Origin of the sequence: Nocardia sp. FDAARGOS_372 (genome assembly GCF_002554515.1) — a bacterium.
Taxonomy (GTDB): Bacteria; Actinomycetota; Actinomycetes; order Mycobacteriales; family Mycobacteriaceae; genus Nocardia; species Nocardia farcinica.
The window spans coordinates 3,177,965-3,195,303 of the sequence record NZ_PDDW01000001.1 but is presented as its reverse complement, the minus strand read 5'-3'; the positions used below and the strand labels follow the sequence as shown (position 1 = coordinate 3,195,303).

Annotated in this window: 19 protein-coding genes; 10 read left to right on the top strand and 9 right to left on the bottom strand. The window is 71.9% G+C overall.

Going from position 1 to position 17,339, the window contains the following annotated elements; translation table 11 throughout:
* Positions 1–104 precede the first annotated feature (104 nt).
* A complete protein-coding gene (locus tag CRM89_RS15425) occupies positions 105–659 on the top strand; it encodes a TetR/AcrR family transcriptional regulator (protein ID WP_060594713.1) in 555 nt (184 codons plus the stop codon).
* Here the strand turns inward: CRM89_RS15425 and CRM89_RS15420 are convergent.
* The 4 genes from CRM89_RS15420 to CRM89_RS15405 form a co-directional block, all read right to left on the bottom strand.
* Positions 644–3,031, bottom strand: coding sequence for an excinuclease ABC subunit UvrA (locus tag CRM89_RS15420; RefSeq protein ID WP_098084599.1), 2,388 nt, complete (start codon positions 3,029–3,031; stop codon positions 644–646). The genes CRM89_RS15425 and CRM89_RS15420 overlap by 16 nt on opposite strands.
* A 33-nt stretch (positions 3,032–3,064) precedes the next feature.
* A complete protein-coding gene (locus tag CRM89_RS15415; RefSeq protein WP_011210928.1) occupies positions 3,065–3,475 on the bottom strand; it encodes a VOC family protein in 411 nt (136 codons plus the stop codon).
* 5 nt (positions 3,476–3,480) lie between these two features.
* Complete coding sequence (locus tag CRM89_RS15410; RefSeq protein WP_098084597.1) at positions 3,481–3,972, bottom strand: helix-turn-helix transcriptional regulator; 492 nt, start codon at positions 3,970–3,972, stop codon at positions 3,481–3,483.
* A 132-nt stretch (positions 3,973–4,104) separates the two neighbouring features.
* Entirely contained in the window at positions 4,105–5,040 is a 936-nt protein-coding gene (locus CRM89_RS15405) for a LysR family transcriptional regulator (protein WP_098084595.1), read from the bottom strand.
* A gap of 71 nt (positions 5,041–5,111) precedes the next feature.
* Here CRM89_RS15405 and CRM89_RS15400 point away from each other — a divergent pair, with 71 nt between their 5' ends.
* Entirely contained in the window at positions 5,112–6,119 is a 1,008-nt protein-coding gene (locus CRM89_RS15400) for a YeiH family protein (protein ID WP_098084593.1), read from the top strand.
* A 140-nt stretch (positions 6,120–6,259) separates the two neighbouring features.
* Positions 6,260–6,448, top strand: coding sequence for a hypothetical protein (locus CRM89_RS15395; RefSeq protein WP_060594717.1), 189 nt, complete (start codon positions 6,260–6,262; stop codon positions 6,446–6,448).
* 9 nt (positions 6,449–6,457) lie between these two features.
* On the opposite strand, the gene CRM89_RS15390 is transcribed toward CRM89_RS15395, so the two are convergent.
* The 3 genes from CRM89_RS15390 to CRM89_RS15380 form a co-directional block, all read right to left on the bottom strand.
* Complete coding sequence (locus tag CRM89_RS15390; protein WP_098084587.1) at positions 6,458–8,101, bottom strand: alkaline phosphatase; 1,644 nt, start codon at positions 8,099–8,101, stop codon at positions 6,458–6,460.
* Between the two features lie 144 nt (positions 8,102–8,245).
* A complete protein-coding gene (locus CRM89_RS15385; RefSeq protein ID WP_011210920.1) occupies positions 8,246–8,536 on the bottom strand; it encodes a hypothetical protein in 291 nt (96 codons plus the stop codon).
* Positions 8,499–9,191, bottom strand: a complete 693-nt coding sequence (locus tag CRM89_RS15380) for a hypothetical protein (RefSeq protein WP_098084585.1) — start codon at positions 9,189–9,191, stop codon at positions 8,499–8,501. The genes CRM89_RS15385 and CRM89_RS15380 overlap by 38 nt, the downstream gene beginning before the upstream one ends.
* A gap of 240 nt (positions 9,192–9,431) precedes the next feature.
* Between CRM89_RS15380 and CRM89_RS15375 the strand changes: the two genes are divergently transcribed.
* The 6 genes from CRM89_RS15375 to CRM89_RS15350 all read left to right on the top strand — a co-directional run bounded on the left by CRM89_RS15375 (position 9,432) and on the right by CRM89_RS15350 (position 13,445).
* Complete coding sequence (locus CRM89_RS15375) at positions 9,432–9,635, top strand: hypothetical protein (RefSeq protein WP_011210918.1); 204 nt, start codon at positions 9,432–9,434, stop codon at positions 9,633–9,635.
* A gap of 114 nt (positions 9,636–9,749) precedes the next feature.
* Complete coding sequence (locus CRM89_RS15370; RefSeq protein ID WP_228803152.1) at positions 9,750–10,430, top strand: PAS and ANTAR domain-containing protein; 681 nt, start codon at positions 9,750–9,752, stop codon at positions 10,428–10,430.
* 101 nt (positions 10,431–10,531) lie between these two features.
* Positions 10,532–11,011, top strand: a complete 480-nt coding sequence (locus CRM89_RS15365; protein ID WP_098084579.1) for a Dps family protein — start codon at positions 10,532–10,534, stop codon at positions 11,009–11,011.
* Positions 11,012–11,053: 42 nt separating this feature from the next.
* Complete coding sequence (locus CRM89_RS15360; protein ID WP_127516212.1) at positions 11,054–11,818, top strand: ATP-binding protein; 765 nt, start codon at positions 11,054–11,056, stop codon at positions 11,816–11,818.
* Positions 11,819–12,037: 219 nt separating this feature from the next.
* On the top strand, positions 12,038–13,051 hold the full coding sequence (locus CRM89_RS15355; protein WP_011210914.1) for an alpha/beta hydrolase family protein: 1,014 nt from the start codon (positions 12,038–12,040) through the stop codon (positions 13,049–13,051).
* A 52-nt stretch (positions 13,052–13,103) separates the two neighbouring features.
* On the top strand, positions 13,104–13,445 hold the full coding sequence (locus CRM89_RS15350) for a DUF6766 family protein (protein ID WP_060594723.1): 342 nt from the start codon (positions 13,104–13,106) through the stop codon (positions 13,443–13,445).
* Between the two features lie 6 nt (positions 13,446–13,451).
* Here CRM89_RS15350 and CRM89_RS15345 read toward each other — a convergent pair whose 3' ends face one another.
* Complete coding sequence (locus CRM89_RS15345; RefSeq protein ID WP_098087004.1) at positions 13,452–15,020, bottom strand: AIM24 family protein; 1,569 nt, start codon at positions 15,018–15,020, stop codon at positions 13,452–13,454.
* A gap of 123 nt (positions 15,021–15,143) precedes the next feature.
* Here CRM89_RS15345 and CRM89_RS15340 point away from each other — a divergent pair, with 123 nt between their 5' ends.
* Complete coding sequence (locus CRM89_RS15340) at positions 15,144–16,097, top strand: DNA polymerase domain-containing protein (RefSeq protein WP_172964514.1); 954 nt, start codon at positions 15,144–15,146, stop codon at positions 16,095–16,097.
* A gap of 55 nt (positions 16,098–16,152) precedes the next feature.
* Here CRM89_RS15340 and CRM89_RS15335 read toward each other — a convergent pair whose 3' ends face one another.
* Positions 16,153–17,286 (bottom strand): DUF2332 domain-containing protein, encoded by a 1,134-nt coding sequence (locus tag CRM89_RS15335; RefSeq protein ID WP_228821862.1) that lies wholly within the window; start codon positions 17,284–17,286, stop codon positions 16,153–16,155.
* Positions 17,287–17,339 lie beyond the last annotated feature (53 nt).

The window sequence follows — 17,339 nt, the reverse complement described above, 5'->3', positions numbered from 1 at the left end:
GATGTTCTCGACTTCCGTGACTTTCTCGACGTTGGTCGTCGTTGGTTTACCGTCCAGACGGTACAGTACACGACATGACCGTCCGGCCGGTATAGTCGGCGCCCGTGACGCCGAGCACCCGCGACCGGATCCTGAACGCGCTGGAGGCCCTGCTGCTGGAAAAGGGCATGTCACAGGTGACGTTGGAGAACGTCGCCGCGGCGGCGGGCGTCTCCAAAGGGGGCCTGCTCTACCACTTCAAGAGCAAGGACGCGCTGCTGGCGGGACTGGTCCGCCGACTGGGGGAGCGCGCCGCGCACCAGATGGCCGACACCACGGCCAAGGGCGTCTCGATCGCCGAGTGGTACCTACAGACGCCGAATCCCGACAACGTCGCCGACGCGGTGGAGATGGAGCTCTACCGTTCCATGCTGGCGACCATGCGCAGCGTCGACGCCAAGGACGACGCCGACGAGGTGCAGCGCGCGCTCGCCGACCTGATGGTCTCCTGGTCCGACGGCCTGGACGAGGAGATCGACGACCCGGTGCGCGCCGACATCATCCGGCTGGTCGGCGACGGTGTGTATCTGCGCGCGCTGCTGGGCATTCCGCCGATCGACCCGGAGCGCTACCGCCGGGTCGTCGAGCGGCTGCTGACCGGCGGTCAGGCTCCGACGTAGCTCGCCAGGTGCGTGCCGGTGAGGGTGGAACGATCGGCGACGAGGTCGGCGGGAGTGCCCTCGAAGACCACCCGGCCGCCGTCGTGGCCCGCGCCCGGGCCGAGGTCGATGATCCAGTCGGCGTGCGCCATCACGGCCTGGTGGTGTTCGATGACGATCACCGTCTTACCGGCATCCACCATCCGGTCCAGCAGCCCGAGCAACTGCTCGACGTCGGCCAGGTGCAAGCCGGTGGTCGGCTCGTCGAGGATGTAGATCCCGCCCTTCTCCGCCATCTGGGTGGCCAGCTTGAGCCGCTGCCGCTCGCCGCCCGACAGCGTGGTCAGCGGCTGGCCCAGGGTCAGATAGCCCAAGCCCACGTCGGCCATGCGCTGCAGGATCTTGTGCGCGGCGGGGGTGCGCGCCTCGCCGGAGCCGAAGAACTCCTCGGCTTCGGTCACCGGCATCGCCAGCACCTCGCTGATGTCGCGCCCGCCCAGCTTGTAGTCGAGCACCGACGCCTGGAACCGCTTGCCCTCGCACAGTTCACAGGTGGTGGCGACCCCGGCCATCATCGCCAGGTCGGTGTAGACCACGCCCGCGCCGTTGCAGGTCGGGCAGGCACCCTCGGAATTGGCGCTGAACAGTGCCGGTTTCACGCCGTTGACCTTGGCGAAGGCCTTGCGGATCGGGTCGAGCAGCCCGGTGTAGGTGGCGGGGTTGGAACGGCGCGACCCCTTGATCGCGGTCTGGTCGACCACCACCACGCCCTCGCGCCCGGCGAGGTTGCCGTGGATGAGCGAGCTCTTGCCCGACCCGGCGACGCCGGTGACCACGGTGAGCACCCCGGTCGGCACGTCGACGTCGACGTCGCACAGGTTGTTCTGGTTCGCGCCGCGGATCTCCAGCGCGCCGGTGGAGGTGCGCACCGACTTCTTCAGCGAGGCGCGATAGCCGAGGTGGCGGCCGGTGAGGGTGTCCGAGGCGCGCAGCCCCGCCACGTCACCCTCGTAGCAGATGGTGCCGCCCGCGGTGCCCGCCCCGGGACCGAGATCGACCACGTGGTCGGCGATGGTGATGGTCTCCGGCTTGTGCTCGACCACCAGCACCGTGTTGCCCTTGTCGCGCAACCGCAGCAGCAGCTCGTTCATGCGCTGGATGTCGTGCGGATGCAGGCCGATGGTCGGCTCGTCGAAGACGTAGGTCACGTCGGTGAGCGCCGAACCGAGGTGCCGGATCATCTTGGTGCGTTGCGCCTCACCGCCGGAGAGCGTGCCCGCGGGGCGGTCCAGTGACAGGTAGCCCAGGCCGATCTCGACGAACCCGTCCAGGGTGTGCTTCAGCGTGGTGAGCAACGGCGCCACCGAGGGCTCGTCGAGTCCGCGGACCCATTCGGCCAGATCGCTGATCTGCATGGCGCAGGCGTCGGCGATGTTGATGCCCTTGATCTTCGACGACCGCGCGCCCTCGTTGAGCCGGGTGCCCTCGCACTCCGGGCAGGTGCGGAAGGTGATCGCCCGGTCGACGAACGCCCGGATGTGCGGCTGCATCGCCTCGCGGTCCTTGGACAGGAACGACTTCTGGATGCGCGGGATGAGACCCTCGTAGGTGACGTTGACGTTGTCGACCTTGATCCGGGTGGGCTCCTTGTAGAGCAGATCGTTGAGTTCGCGCTTGGTGTACTTGCGGATCGGCTTGTTCGGGTCGAGGAAGCCCGACCCCATGAAGATGCGCCCGTACCAGCCGTCCATGCTGTAGCCGGGGATGGTGAGCGCGCCCTCGGCCAGCGACTTGCTGTCGTCGTAGAGGGCGCTCAGATCGAAGTCGGAGACCTTGCCCATGCCCTCGCAGCGCGGGCACATGCCGCCGGTGATGGCGAAGTCGCGCCGTTCACGGATGGTCTGGCCGCCGCGCTGCAGGGTGACCGCGCCGGCGCCGCTGATCGAGGCGACGTTGAAGGAGAACGCCTGCGGCGAGCCGATGTGCGGCTCGCCCAGCCTGCTGAACAGGATGCGCAGCAGCGCGTTGGCGTCGGTCGCGGTGCCCACGGTGGAGCGGGCGTTCACGCCCATCCGCTCCTGATCGACGATGATCGCGGTGGTCAGCCCTTCCAGGAAGTCCACCTCGGGGCGGGCCAGTGTCGGCATGAAACCCTGCACGAACGCGCTGTAGGTCTCGTTGATCATCCGCTGCGACTCCGCGGCGATCGTGCCGAACACCAGCGAGCTCTTCCCCGACCCCGACACGCCGGTGAACACCGTGAGCCTGCGCTTGGGAATCTCGACGCTGACATCCTGGAGGTTGTTCTCGCGCGCGCCGTGCACGCGGATCAGATCGTGGCTGTCGGCGGCGTGCCGCGCGGTGGTCTCCGTCGTGGTCGGGGCCGTGGTCATCGGGTCTCCATCGGGTGCGATCGGAAGAGGGGGTCAGCGCAGTTGCTGGATACGGATCATGTTGCCCGCCGGATCCCGCAGGGCGAAGTCACGGACACCATAGGGCTGCTCGATGGGCTCCTGCACGATCTCGGCGTCACCGGCCTGCACCTTCTCGAACGCGGCGTCGAGATCATCGGTCGCCAGCAGGATGCTGGCGTAGGTGCCCTTGGCCATCATCTCGGTGATGGTGCGGCGCTCGTCGTCGGTGATGCCCGGGTCGGCGGCCGGCGGGTGCAGCACGATGTTGATGCCCGGCTGGGAGGGCGGGCCCACGGTGAGCCAGCGCATGCCGTCGTAACCCACGTCGTTGCGCAGCTCGAAGCCGAGGGTGTCGCGGTAGAAGGCGAGGGCGGCCTCGGCGTCGTCGTGCGGGAGGAACGAGGAGTGAATGGTGATGTCCATGCCGCTCACGCTAATCGCGCCGTCGCGGCCCGCGCTTCTCGATTCCTGACCGGTCTGACGACCTTCTTCGACTCGCACGAGGGCACCCCGGCCATCTCGTCGGCGGCCTCGCGCTTGTAGGCGCTCGGCGGCATGCCGACCAGTTCGGTGAACCGGGTGCTGAACGTGCCCAGCGAGGAACAGCCCACCGCGAAGCACACCTCGGTGACGCTGAGGTCGCCGCGCCGCAGCAGCGCCATCGCCCGCTCGATCCGGCGCGTCATCAGGTAGCTGTAGGGCGACTCGCCGTAGGCCTGGCGGAACTGCCTGCTCAGGTGCCCCGCCGACATGTGGACCGCCCTGGCCAGTGCCTCCACGTCCAGCGGTTGGGCGTACTCGCGGTCGATCCGGTCCCGCACCCGCCGCAGCCGGGCGAGGTCACGCAGATGCTGATCGTTAGCGGGTCTGCTCACGTGCCCGATCGTCGCACACGGGAGGCCGAATGGTCGAGCGTCCATCTCGGTGCGCTCAGTTCTCGGCGAACCGGCACCGGAGCGCCCCGCTGGGCGCGATCCGGCGCGCGCGCCGAGGCGGGCGGGGCGCCGGGATTCCTGGCCCGGCTGCCGGAGCACTCCGTCGAGGCGGTCGGCTCAGCCCGGATCGGCGGCCGTGCGGGCCGACTCGATGCGTGCCGCGCAGGCCGCGAGGGTCTCGGCCGCGCCGGAGGGCGGGGCCTCCCGCCGCCAGATGGCGCGGAAGCGGCGGGTGAGGACGGCGGCGTCGGCGACCGGGACCTCGACGACGCGGCCCGCCGCCAGTTCGGGTGCGGCGATGAGGGCACTGAGCACGGCGGGCGCCAAGCCGGTGCGCACCGCTTCCAGAATCGCGACGGCCGAACCCAATTCGGCGGCCGGGGGAGCGGGCCGGCAGTGCGCGGCGAGGATCTCCCACACGGTGTCGCGGGTGCCCGAGCCCGGTTCGCGCCACAGCAGCGGCGTCGCGGCCAGCTCGCGCAGGCCGAGCGGGCGGGCGCGGCGCGCCCACGGGTGCTCCGGTCCGACGATCACCAGCAGGTGGTCGGCGCCGAGCACCCGGTCGGCGAGCCCGACGGGCGGATGCGGGCCCTCCACGAAGCCGATGTCGGCCGAGCCGTCGCGCACCATCGCCTCGACCTGCCGGCTGTTGCCGACCTCCAGCGCCACCGTCACGTCCGGGCGCACCGCCCGCAGCGCCGCCAGCCACTGCGGAACCCGATGGTCGGCAATGGTTTTCGAGGAGGCGACCCGCACGCGCGGGGCGTGGTCGGCCGAGAGCGCGGTGAGGGTGTCGGTGAACGAGCGGGCCGCGGCGAGCACCTCGCGCGCCTGCTCGACCGCGACCCGGCCGGCCTCGGTGAGCACCGAGCCGGTCGGCCCGCGGTCGAGCAGCCGCAGCCGCAGCCGCCGTTCCAGCGCGCTGATCCGCATGCTCGCCGCGGGCTGACTGATGCCGTGCCTGCGCGCGGCCGCGCCGAGGCTGCCGGTGTCGGCGACCGACACCAGCAGGTCGAGCACGGCCAGGTCGGGTGTCCCCGGCGGCAGGGTCATAACCGCAGTTTATGGGGTCAGACGAAGTTGCCCGCTACCGGTCCGGGCCGCGCGCGAGGAATGTCGACGGGGTGAACACCCTGCGCCCCGCCGTCCCCGGTCTCCTGCTCGCCGCCGTCCTCGCCACCGTGGCCACCGTCGTCGGGCGGCTCGTGCCGGTCGCGGGCGCGCCGGTCACCGCCTTGGCCGCGGGTGCGCTGACCGGTGTCGCCGCGCGCCGGGCGGTCGCCGACGACGGCCGCTTCGGCCCCGGCCTCGACCTGACCCGGCAGCGGGTGCTCGGGATCGCCATCGTGTTGCTGGGGCTCGGGCTGCCGCTGGACGCGGTGCTCACCGTCGGGCGGGAGACCGCCGTCGTGCTGCTGGGCACCCTGGTGGCCGGGGCGGTGGCCGCGCTCGTGGTCGGGCGGCTGCTCGCCCTGCATCGCGAGTCGGGCATCCTCATCGCGGCCGGAACCACGATCTGCGGCGCCTCGGCCATCGCCGCGGTCACCGCCGTCATCAAGCCCAGCCGGGACCGGGTCGCCTACGCGCTGGGCACCATCTTCGTGTTCAACATCCTGGCCGTGCTGGTCTACCCGCCGCTGGGCCACGCGCTCGGCCTCTCCGAGGAGGCGTTCGGGCTGTGGGCGGGTACCGCCATCAACGACACCTCCTCGGTGCTGGCGGCCGGGGTCGCCTTCGGCCCGGTCGCGGCGTCCTTCGCGGTGATCGTGAAGCTGGTCCGCAGCCTGATGATCGTCCCGCTGTGCGTCGGTCTGCACCTGGCGGGCCGCCGCGGCGCCGGGCGGGAGGCCGCCGAGCCCACCCCGCTGTGGCGCACCATCCCGCTGTTCGTCGTGCTGTTCCTCGCTGCCTCTGTAGTCGCCGGACTCGGGGTACTGCCGTCCGCCTGGACGGCGGGCCTCACCCACCTCAGCGGCTGGCTGGTCGCCGCCGTCCTCGCCGCCGTCGGCGCCGGGCTGGACTGGCGGCGACTGGCCGCCACCGGCTCGCGTCCGCTGGTCTACGGCGGGATCCTCGGCCTCGTGCTGGCCGGCTCCGCCCTGGCACTGCAGGCCGCGACCGGCTGGCTGTGACCGGCCACCGGGCAATCGGGCATCTTTTGACGGAAACGGGGAATTCGGACACCGAGGCCCGTGGCGGAATTATCCTGTCGCCACCGAACCCGAGTCGGGGCGAGGGACCGCCGGGCGGGGCGGTCGGCGAGGAGGTCGCGATGCGCATTTCGGGACGCGCGGTGTGGCAGCAGCTGGTGCGCGGTTTCCTGTTGTACGGGGCGGGGGTCGGTGGATCGTTGCCGTGCTACGAGGAATGGCTGCGGCGCTCCGCGGAGGCCGAAGCCGCGGCGGCGCACTGGGATTGGTCCATCCCGCACCGCTGGTACGACATGGCCCACGGCCGCTGACGCGGCAGCTCAGCCGCCGCCGTCCGGCGCGGCGGACAATCCGGTGGTGGGCGCGGCCGGGCGAGCCGCCTCGGCGACGCCGGGGATGCCGTCCTCCACCACCCAGGTCGACCGCGTGTGCACCGGCGCGCCACGGCGCTGGACGAACGGCACCACCCGGAAGTCGTTGCGCCACACCCGGTGGTCGAGTTCGACCCGGACATAACCGCGCTGGGAGTTGAAGAACTTCAGATCCGGGTTGGCCGCCAGCAGCCGACGGCCGGTGTCGGTGACGTCGGCGCCGTCGCCCCCGGTCGTGATCGAGGTGCCGGTGAATTCGGCGGCCACCACCGGCGACTGCGGGTCGGCGTGGTCGCGGCGCAGGTCGGCGGCATGGTTCTGGTGCCGGTCGCCGGTGATGACGACCAGGTTGCGCACCCCGCGATCGGCGGCGGTTCCCAGGATCAGGTTGCGGTCGGCGACGTAGCCGTCCCAGGAGTCGGTGGACACCGTCAGCCCCGGCCCCGGATCCACGTCCATCTGGCTCATCCCCACCTGGTTGCCGAGGATCTGCCAGCGGGCGGGCGAGCTGACCAGCCCCGCCAGCAGCCAATCCCGTTGCCGCGCACCGAGAATGGTTCGGTCGGTGGCGAAGCGCTCGGGGCAGTCGGCGGTCACGTTCTCGCTGCAAACCTGCACGTCACGGTACTGACGGGTGTCGAGCATGGTCAGTTCGGCCAGGTCACCCCAGCCGAACCGGCGATGCAGCAGCATCGACGGACCGTCCGGCAGCTGCGCCAACCGCAGCGGCTGATGCTCGTACATGGCCTGGAACGCGGCCGCCTTGCGCCCGCGGAACAACGGCGGCAACCGGTAGATGTCCACGCCGAGGCCGGGATGGTCGGCGGCCCAGTTGTTGTCGACCTCGTGGTCGTCGAAGGTGACGATCCACGGAAAGGCGGCATGCGCGTCACGCAGCGGCTGCTCGGCCTTGTACTGGGCATAGCGCAACCGATACCCCGGCAGATCCACCGACTCGCCGCGTTCCAGGGTGCGCGGATCCTCCAGCCTGCCGTGGCGCCAGCTGCTCTCGTAGATGTAGTCACCCAGATGCACGACCAGCTCGAGATCCTCGGCGCGCAGATGCTCGTAGGCGGTGTAATACCCCGAACTCCACGACTGACAGGACGCGTAGGCGAAACGCAGGCGCTCGACGGCCTGGCCGGGGGCGGGCGCGGTGCGGGTGCGGCCCACCGGAGAGATCACCGAACCCGCCCGGAACCGGTAGAAATACCAGCGGTCGGGCTCGAGCCCGCGCACCTCGGGATGCACCGAATGGGCCAGCTCGCGGGTCGCCACCGCGGTGCCGCGTTGCACCACCGAGCGGAACTGCTCGTCGTGGGCGACCTCGTAGTCCACCGAGACCGGCGCGTTCATCATCCCGCCGTGCCCGTCGGGCGCGAAGGGGTCCGGCGCCAGCCGCGTCCACAGCACCACCCCGTCGGGGGCCGGATCACCGGAGGCGACACCCAGCGTGAACGGGTCGTCCGACCAGCGCGGCACCCGGAACCGGCCGCTGCTCGCCGCCGCGGTGCCCACCAGCACGGCGGCCGACCCGGCGGCGGCGACGCGGAGCAGATTCCGGCGGGGCAGGTTCCGGCGGGGCAGAGCCATACCCCACACGGTACGGCACCGGAGCCGAGTTCTCCGGTTGAGCGGTAGCGGATGCCGCTGACCCGCTCAGGCTGTGCTGTTCTTCGCCTGGGCGGGGCGGCCTGCGTGGTGACGCTGCGCTACCGCCTCCGGCCGCTGACCCGCTCAGGCGCCTTGCAAACGGATTTCGCTGGTCAGGAGTTCGGCCAGTTCGGCGAGGGCGGTGGCGTCGGGGTCGCGGCCCGCGCGTTGGAGCACGTCGGATTTGGTGGCGATGACCAGCCCGTGCTCGGCACGGTCGGTGTCGGGGACGAGCGTCACCCGGCCCTCCTCCAGGACGAGCCGGGCGTCGGACCCGTGCGAATGCAGCAGTTCCCGCAGGTCGTCGCCGGTGACGGTGGTGTGCGCGGCCGTGGCGTCAGGCCGGGATGTCTGTCCGGTCGAGTTGTCGTCCATGGGTCTCGGGTGCCCGGCTCGCCCCGCCGGAAACACCGTGCGCGCCGAGCGGCGGCGCGGGCGCGGCGGGCAGCAGGTCCGTCCACAGGGCCCGGTCGATCAGCGCGGCCACGTCGATGTGGCGCAGCTCCCGCACGGCCGGGCTGTCGAACACCTCCGCGGCGACCCGGCGCACCCGGTCGGCCACCAGCCGCTCCACCCGGCCGAGCCGCCCGAGCAGGCCCGCGACGGTGTCGGCGGGATGCAACCGGGCCCGCACGTCCGACCGCTCGATCTCGGCGATCCGCACCGCCAGCGCGCACCGCCCCGCAGGCTCCAGGGCGATCGTGGTCCGCACCGCGACGGCGCCGCTGAACACCACGGTGCGACCGGGGATCCGCACCCGCACGTGCAGCAGCATCGGAAGGAACATGGCGAATTCCCAGTCCCGCTCCGGCACCGCGGTCAACCGGACCGGCCACGGCCGCGCGACCGCCGTGGCCGAGACCAGCCCGCCCGGTCCGACCGGCAGCGGTCCCACCTCGATGCGATCACCGACGATGCGGTCCACCAGCGCCGCGATCCGGTCGGGTCCGGTCACCGTCGCCAGCACCGTGTCGGCGAACTGCGCCCGAGCGCGCCGCGCGTCGGCGGGACGTTCGATCCCGTGTGCCATGCCACACCTCCGTTCGAGGGTCGCATACCCATCGAGAGCCCGGTCATGCCATCGAACCTCCTGCGTATCCGGGGTATTGGCGGGTCGCGATCCAGAGTGTCTGCGCCGCAGCGGCATTCACCGCATTTCGGACTTCTTCGATTCCGCCGATTGAGCGCCGCAGAGCCGGGTAGGCCTCGGTTGTGACCGCGACAGTGGTCGCGACGCAAGGAAGACCGATCACCGAAGGAGGATTGGACCATGGCTGATCCGAACAACGCCGGTCAGTTCGGCAACCGTTCCGACACCGCGGAGCAGGCGCGCCGCGGCGGCCAGGCCAGCACCGGTAGCTTCGGCGACCGCAACTCGGCGGACCCCCGTGAGGCGGGCCGCAAGGGTGCGCAGGCACAGCCCACCGAGGCCAAGATCCGAGGCGGCGAACACAGCCGCAGCGGCGGCAACTGACCTTCAGTGACGGATACGAGCGCCGGGTGGCACGCGCCGCCCGGCGCTCGTCGCTCTCTCCTCGGGGAGGGCACGCCGCGCGGCGGCGGGAGCATACTTGGATGCGTGATGGCTATGGACGAAATGACCCCGGAGACCGCGGCGAGCGTGATCGCCAAGGTCGTGGGTGCCGGTCGTCCGCAAACGACGGGCACCTTCCGATTCCGCTACGCGGACCAGCGCTGGGAGTGGTCCGACGAGGTCGCCGTCCTGCACGGCTACGCGCCCGGCAGCGTCACGCCGACCACCGAGCTGCTGCTCTCGCACAAGCATCCCGAAGACCGCGAACAGGTCGCGGGCACCATCGACAACGCGGTGCGCCGCGCCGAGCCGTTCTGTAGCCGTCACCGCATCATCGACACCTCCGGCCGGGTCCGTGAGGTGATCGTGCTCGGCGACGCCATGACCGACGACGCGGGCAACACCGTCGGCACCACCGGCTACTACATCGACCTCACCGAAGCCATGAACGCCGAGCGCCGCGAGGTGCTCGACGAGACCCTGCCGGAGCTGGTGCGCTCCCGCGCGGTCATCGAACAGGCCAAAGGCGTGCTGATGCGCATGGACCGCATCAACGCCGATCAGGCGTTCCGGGTGCTGCAATGGCGTTCCCAGGAGACCAACGTCAAACTCCGCGCGCTCGCCGAGCGCCTCATCGCCGAGCTCGACACCCTGCCCCCGGTGACCCCGGAGACCCAGACGGCGTTCGATCACCTGCTGTTGACCCTGCACGACCGCATGCCGGAGCAGAACTGACCGACCGGGCCGGTGTGGCCGAGATCGCTGTTCTGGTTGGCGGCGCGCCCGCTGGGTAAGCCCGATCGTGACACGGACCGACGACCGGAAAGGCATGAGCGATGCCCCAGCCAATCACCAGCACCCTCGATTCCGAGCAGCAGCGCATCGCGGGTGAGGCGTTGCGCGACACGGTGGTGGACCTGATCGACCTGTCGCTGATCGCCAAGCAGGCGCACTGGAATGTGATCGGCCAGAACTTCCGTTCCGTGCACCTGGCGCTGGACGAACTGGTCACCGCCGCCCGCGACTTCACCGATGCGGCCGCCGAGCGGGCCACCGCCGTCGGGGTCAGTCCGGACGGCCGCGCCGCGACGGTGGCGCAGAACTCGGGCGCCACCGGCATCGGCGACGGCTGGCTCGAGGACCGCGCCGTCATCGAGACCATCGTGGAGAACCTGTCCGCGGTGATCGCGCGGCTGCGCGAGCGGATCGACGCCACCGAGAAGGCCGACCCGGTGACCCAGGATCTGTTCATCGAGATCGCGGCCCGCCTGGAACAGCTGCACTGGATGTGGCAGGCCCAGGTGGCCTCGGCCTGACGGCCGGGCCGCGTGGATTCGCACGGTAGCCGCGGAGGACTGTTGCCGGGCAGCGGAATGGTGCGCTGGCGGCGCACCCGGTACGGCGAGTGCACGGTGCTCCGGCCGGCGGGCGTGCTGGACGTCGAGTCGTATCGCCGCTTCGGCGACGACCTGGTCAAATTCGCGGTGGAGGAGCCGCGTGCGCTGATCGTCGCGCTGGACGACCTGGTGCTGGGCGGTAGTTCGATGCTCACCGCGTTCTCCGCCGCCCGGGCGCGGGTCCGCGAGTGGCCGGGCGTACCGATCCTGTTGGTGGTCGCCGAGGAGGCGGACCGACGGGCGGTGCGCGCGGCCCTGCCGCAGACCGTGCCGGTGGTCGGCAGCGTGCCCGCCGCCGCGCAGGCCGTCGACCCGCCCTCCCGGCAGCGCAGCGAGCGGCTCGCCTTGTATCCGGACATCGCCTCGCCCGGCCGGGCGAGGCGGTTCCTGCGCGAGCTGTGCCGGGCGTGGGGTGTCGAGCACGCCGAGGCCGACGCCGAACTGGTGGTCACCGAGTTGGTGGAGAACGCGCTGGTGCACGGCCGCGGCGACCTCGACCTGCGGGTGGAACTGCGGCCGGACGCGCTGACCGTCGCGGTGGCCGACGCCGATCCGCACGCCGCCGTGCTGCGGGAGGCACCGCCGGGCCGGATGCGCAGGCACGGCCTGCACGCCGTCGCCGCGATCGCGCGCGCGTGGGGGTGTGCGCCGCGCTGGCCGTCCGGGAAGGTGGTGTGGGCCTCGCTGCCGATCGCGGTCGCGCCCGGCCTGCTGCGCAAGCGCTGAGCGCCGCCGTACCCGACCGGGATTTTGGGTCCCGGTCCCAGTGGTCCGGTGCCCGCCCTGGTAACCGGCACAATCTTTGCCCCGCCGGGTTCCGCGCACCGGCGGCGGTGTCGTTCACTCGAGGTGGTCGACTCGGGGTCTGGTGGTCAGCGGTCCGGGGCTCGGGAATCGGGCCGGAGGACGGTCGGCGCGGGACTGTCGGGGAAAGCGAGGTGCACGGTGATCGGATCGGGTTCGGGGACCAGGCGCGGCGCCACCGCGGTGCTGATCGCGCTCGCCCTGCTCCTGGCCGGGGCGGCGCCCGCGGCGGCCGCCCCGGCCAGCGGCGGGCAGCAGTCGCTCGCCCGCATCACCGAGATCCGGCCGGAGAACGACCGCCTGCTCGATCTCGAGATCCACTCGCCGGCGATGGACAGCACCACCAGGGTGCTGCTGTTGCGCGCTCCCGATCCGGACCGCCCGGCACCCACGCTGTACCTGCTCAACGGCGCCTCCGGCCACGTCGACGGCAGCTGGCACGACCGCACCGACTACCAGCGGTTCTTCGCCGACAAACAGGTCAACGTGGTGATCCCGCTCGGCGGCGCGGGCAGCTACTTCACCGACTGGCGCGCCGAGGACCCGGTGCTGGGCAGGCAGCGCTGGGCGACCTTCCTCACCGAGGAGTTGCCCCCGCTGCTCGACGAGCACTTCCACGGCTCGGGTGCCAACGCCGTCGCAGGCGTCTCGATGTCGGGCACGTCGGTGTTCCAGCTCGCGCTCGCCGCGCCCGGGCTCTACCGGGCGATCGGGTCGTTCAGCGGCTGCGTGCGCACCAGCGATCCGCAGGGGCAGGTGATGGTCAACGCGGTGGTCGCGTCGCACCGCGGCAACCCGGTCAACATGTGGGGCCCGCCCACCGACCCCACCTGGCGCGCCAACGACCCCTACCTGCACGCCGACCGCCTGCGCGGCACCGCCATCTACATCTCCAGCGGCTCCGGCCTGCCCGGCCCGCTCGACAACCCCGCCGCCGTCGGCGGCGATCCGATGCAGCTGGGCTACCAGTTGCTCTTCGGTGCACCGCTGGAGGCGGTGACCGGCATGTGCACCCGGCAGTTGCGGGATCGCCTGCAGGAACTGCGCATCCCGGCAACCGTCGACCTGCGCCCCACCGGCACGCACGCCTGGGGCTACTGGCAGGAGGACCTGCACAAGGCGTGGCCGATGTTCGAGGCGGCGCTGAGCGAGTGAGCGGGCGGTCTGCCCACAGTTAGCTGGCCGGTGCGCCGGGTATTCCCGGCGCATGAAACACTTCCGTCGGTGGGGCGCGGTCTACGTGCTCGTCCTGCTGTTCCTGGGCTCCTGGCTGGGGCAGTTCTTCACCCAGCTCGCGGAGTTTCGCAGCGAGCAGCAGGAGCACGGGCAGCCGTTCCTGTGGAACGACTACTGGGCCTCGTTCTTCGCCAGCACCTTCGAGAACTGGCAGAGCGAGTGGCTGCAACTGGTCTTCCAGGCGGTGCTGCTGCTCGGCGCCAAGCATTGGCTGTTCCGCGTCGACGCCGAGGATCTGGAGCGGATCGAACGCAAGGTCGACCAGATGCACAGTGCCCTGGGACGTTTGGAGGCCCGGGCACCCCAGCCGTGAGGCCGGCTAGCCGAACAGCCCGCCCAGCATGCCGCCGGACTGCCCGGCCTCCTGGCCGCCGCCGGTGCCACCGAGCATGCCGCCGGGCGGCAACTCCGAGGGCTGGACGATGACGAATCCGCGCCCGCTGAACGACAACGTCATCCCTTCACCGGTGCTGCGGCCCATCAGCCTGCCCAGGCCGAACGAGTCGTTGCGCTTGATCCCGGTCTGCAGGCTCGACGACCACGCCACCGCGGCCTGCGGATCGGCGTAGGTGGGCTGGTCCACGTTCAGCACCACCGGCGAGCCGTGGGTGGTGATCGCGATCCGGCCGCGCCCGGTGAAGACACAGTTGAACAGGCCCGCGTTGCTGGCGAAACCGGCCGCGCCCTGCACCATCTTGATGTCGTAGCGCAGGGTCGGGTCGAAGGCGAGCACGTTCGCTCCGTTGATGGTGAGCCCGTCGGTGCCGTCGAGGTCGATCAGGTGCACGTCGGCGGCGCCGTTGGCCAGGAACAGGTCGCCGCGACCGCTCACCTTCATCAACGGCACGCCCTCGCCGGTGAGCCGCTGCTGGATGGCGCGGCCGATCCCGCCCGACCCGAGCGCCTGGAACTGGAGTTCGCCCTGGTAGGCGACCATCGACCCGGCCCGGGCCATGACCTCGCCCTGCACCCCCACCTTGATCATCTTGCCGCCCTGCTTCTGGATACCGAGGCCGTTGACCTCGGCGTGGCGGGGGTCGAAAAGATCGCTCTGCATCGGCAGCGCTCCTTGCTGGGGTGCGAAGGGGGGAGTGTGCGCGGGTACGGGTGGACGGCCGGGACCGCCCGCGGGTGGCGGGTAGCCCGGATGCGGTGCGCCGGGCGGTGGCTGCGCCGGGAGGTGCGGCGGCGGATAGGCAGGGGGCATCTGCTGCCCGCCGGGAGCGCCGGGCGGTGGATGGCCGGGGGCGGGTGGATGGGGTGGGGCTGCGGGGTATCCGGTGGCGGGTGCGGGCGGGGCGGAACCCGTTGGGGGAGCGGGGTATCCGCCGCCGCCCGGTGCCGGCGCGGGGCTCGGCGGCGTCGGGCTCGGCGCAGGCTGCTCGTCCGCGGGGTCGTCGAGGTTCACCCCGTAGGCGGTCGCGATGCCCGCGAGCCCGTTGTCGTAGCCCTGGCCGACGGCGCGGACCTTCCAGCCGGGTCCGCGACGGTAGATCTCCACGCAGACGACCGCGGTTTCGGTGGTGAGCCCGGCGATCGGGAAAGTCAATGTGCCCGAATCGGATCCGATGGTGACGGTGAGCCCGCCCGCCGCCGCCGGCGTGGGCGGGCCGCTGCCGTCGAGGCTGGCGGTGACGACCACGGTCTGCACGTCGGCGGGCAACGCCGAGGTCACCACGTCCACCGCGTCGGGCGCGCCGCGGCCGTGCCGGTAGGTGACGCCCGGCCCGGCGGGCTGGTTGAAGAACACGAAATCGGCGTCCGAACGGACCTTGCCCGCCGAATTCAACAGCAGCGCCGACACATCCAGCGGTGCGTTACCCGCGACGGTGACCGTCAGCCGGTCGGCGGGGGCGGGCCGGTTCTCCCCGCGCGCGAGCACCGTCACGACGCACTCCCCGCGGCACCGGGCGATGACATCCAACTCACGGATCAAGTCTGGCGCGGATGCCGGTTCCGCGCCAACCCGCCGATGGTTGACCCGCCCTCCGCGCCGGGGCAAGGTGGGGCGATGAGCAGCGACGAGGAGCGCGCCGGCGTCGGGATGACCAATCTGGACCAACCGCTGTTCGACGGCGCGCAGGCCACCAAGCGCGACCTCGTCGACTACCTGGAGGCCGTCGCCGACCAACTGGTCGGGCAGCTGCGGGACCGTCCGCTGTCGGTGGTGCGGGTCCGGCCGGGCCAGGAGAGGTTCATGCAGAAGAACCTCCCGAAGTACGCCCCGGAGTGGGTGCCGCGGGTCACCACCTGGGCGGCCAGCGCCCAGCGCACGATCACCTACCCGGTCTGCCAGGACCTGCGCACCCTGCTCTGGTTCGGCAATCAGCGCGCGGTCGAATACCACCCGACCCTGCTCACCACCGACCCCGAGGTCGGCCAGACCCACCTGGTCCTCGACCTGGATCCCTCGCCCGGCCAGACCTTCCGCCACGCCGTCCTCGCCGCCCAGCTCATCCGCACCGCCCTGGCGGCCGACGGCCTGTCCGCGGCGGTGAAGACCAGCGGGGCCAAGGGCGTGCACGTGTTCGTCCCGCTCCGGCCCGGCATCCCGCTCGAGGACGCGGCCGCCGCCACCCGCGCCGTGGCGGCCCGTGCCGAACGCCTCGACCCGGCGCTCGCCACCACCGCGTTCATCCGCGACGACCGGGAGGGCAAGGTCTTCCTCGACGCCACCCGCTCCGGCGGCGCGACCGTGGTCGCCACCTACAGCCCGCGCATCCGCCCCGGCGTCCCGGTGTCCTTCCCGGTCACCTGGGACGAGCTGCCCGACATCACCCCGACCGACTTCACCATCGACACGGTGCCCGGCCTGCTCGGCGACCGGGACCCGTGGACCGCCCGCATGCCCGCACCGCAGTCCCTCCCCGACGACCTCGTCGAGGAGGGGCACACCATTCCGGTCGCGCGTGTCCAGGCGATGCACGAAGGCAAACGCCGGGCGCGAGCGCGGCGCGAAGGCTGAGTTCCGGACACCGCGGCGATTCCGGATACCGCGTGATCGCGGACCGTCGCCGTGCTCACCCGGCGACCCAGGACAGCAGCCGTCCCCGGGACCAGCAGCGGCCGAGGCTTTCGGCGTGCAGGGTGCCGTGGCCGAAGACCGCCAGGCCGAGGATGCTGTGGCCGGAGGCGTGGCGGTCGCCGAAGGTGGGGACGGCGGGGGCGACGCCGACCCCCTCGGCCGACACCCAGGCGACGGGCCGGTGGGTGGCGGCGGCGTCGAGGCGGTGCAGGAATCGGAGCCGGTCGTCGCGGGTGAGGCGGGCCAGCGACCACGTGGTCGTGACGACGGGCAGGGTGCCGGGCGGCACGCGGGAGAGCGCGTCGGGCAGCAGGTCGACGGGGTCGCCGCGCAGCAGGAGGGGAGGGGCGGCAGTGGTCAGGGCGAGCTGCGCGTCCAGTTCGGCGGCCCGTTCGGTTCGGTCCGGCGGCAGGCAGGCGCGCACCCAGCGCGCGTTCTCCGGGACGGTCACGTCCAGCGGGTCGGCGTCGATCCCGATCCGGGAGACGACCTCGGGGATCGGCAGGGACGGGAGCGTTCCGTCGCCGACGACGGTCGCGCGTTGCCGCACGGGCGAGGCCGGGTCACCCAGGAATTGCCCGGTGCTGTAGGCGATTCCGGCGCGGTCGACGCTCAGGTCGAACCCGGATCCGGCGCCGACGCCGATCAAGGCCACCGACTCGGCGCCCACCCGGTGGGCCGCCGCGGCGACGGCCGGATACAGCACGGCATGCCGTCCGGTCTCCGTGGACCGCACCCGCGGGTGCGCGGCGAGCGAGACGACCCGGTCGACCGCGCTCAGCAGCGTGTCGATCGCGGCGGACGCGGCACCGTCGCCGTCCGCCGCCGCGAAGGCCGCGGCCAGCGCGGGCGCCTGCCCGGCGAGCGCGAGCTCGTGCAGGACGGCCAGCACGAACGCCGGGTGCCGCCGGCGCGCCGGCGCCTTCCCGAGCGCGCGCATCGCCGCGGCGGACTCGCTCAGCGCGACGGCGACGCGGGCGTACAGCGGGGACGACCCGGCCATCATCGTCTCGCCGAATCGGCGATAGGTCTCGGCGAGTGTGCGGTCGCTGTCCCGGGTGTTCCGGCGGGGCGGCGGCGAGGTGGCCGGTGCGTCACTCGATGAGGAAGGGGGTGTTGGCCTGGGCATCTCTCGAGGCATATGAGTAGATCGTAACGTTGAAACTTCCATGCAAACCTGAG

Bases quoted from the DNA above. Each gene is read 5' to 3' on its own strand.
- CRM89_RS15405 (WP_098084595.1), bottom strand. From the start codon at position 5,040: ATGACCCTGCCGCCGGGGACACCCGACCTGGCCGTGCTCGACCTGCTG.
- CRM89_RS15335 (WP_228821862.1), bottom strand. From the start codon at position 17,286: ATGCCCAGGCCAACACCCCCTTCCTCATCGAGTGACGCACCGGCCACC.
- CRM89_RS15375 (WP_011210918.1), top strand. From the start codon at position 9,432: ATGGCTGATCCGAACAACGCCGGTCAGTTCGGCAACCGTTCCGACACC.
- CRM89_RS15395 (WP_060594717.1), top strand. From the start codon at position 6,260: ATGCGCATTTCGGGACGCGCGGTGTGGCAGCAGCTGGTGCGCGGTTTC.
- CRM89_RS15390 (WP_098084587.1), bottom strand. From the start codon at position 8,101: ATGGCTCTGCCCCGCCGGAACCTGCCCCGCCGGAATCTGCTCCGCGTC.
- CRM89_RS15410 (WP_098084597.1), bottom strand. From the start codon at position 3,972: ATGGACGCTCGACCATTCGGCCTCCCGTGTGCGACGATCGGGCACGTG.
- CRM89_RS15365 (WP_098084579.1), top strand. From the start codon at position 10,532: ATGCCCCAGCCAATCACCAGCACCCTCGATTCCGAGCAGCAGCGCATC.
- CRM89_RS15415 (WP_011210928.1), bottom strand. From the start codon at position 3,475: ATGGACATCACCATTCACTCCTCGTTCCTCCCGCACGACGACGCCGAG.
- CRM89_RS15340 (WP_172964514.1), top strand. From the start codon at position 15,144: ATGAGCAGCGACGAGGAGCGCGCCGGCGTCGGGATGACCAATCTGGAC.
- CRM89_RS15380 (WP_098084585.1), bottom strand. From the start codon at position 9,191: ATGGCACACGGGATCGAACGTCCCGCCGACGCGCGGCGCGCTCGGGCG.
- CRM89_RS15350 (WP_060594723.1), top strand. From the start codon at position 13,104: ATGAAACACTTCCGTCGGTGGGGCGCGGTCTACGTGCTCGTCCTGCTG.
- CRM89_RS15420 (WP_098084599.1), bottom strand. From the start codon at position 3,031: ATGACCACGGCCCCGACCACGACGGAGACCACCGCGCGGCACGCCGCC.
- CRM89_RS15370 (WP_228803152.1), top strand. From the start codon at position 9,750: ATGGACGAAATGACCCCGGAGACCGCGGCGAGCGTGATCGCCAAGGTC.
- CRM89_RS15385 (WP_011210920.1), bottom strand. From the start codon at position 8,536: ATGGACGACAACTCGACCGGACAGACATCCCGGCCTGACGCCACGGCC.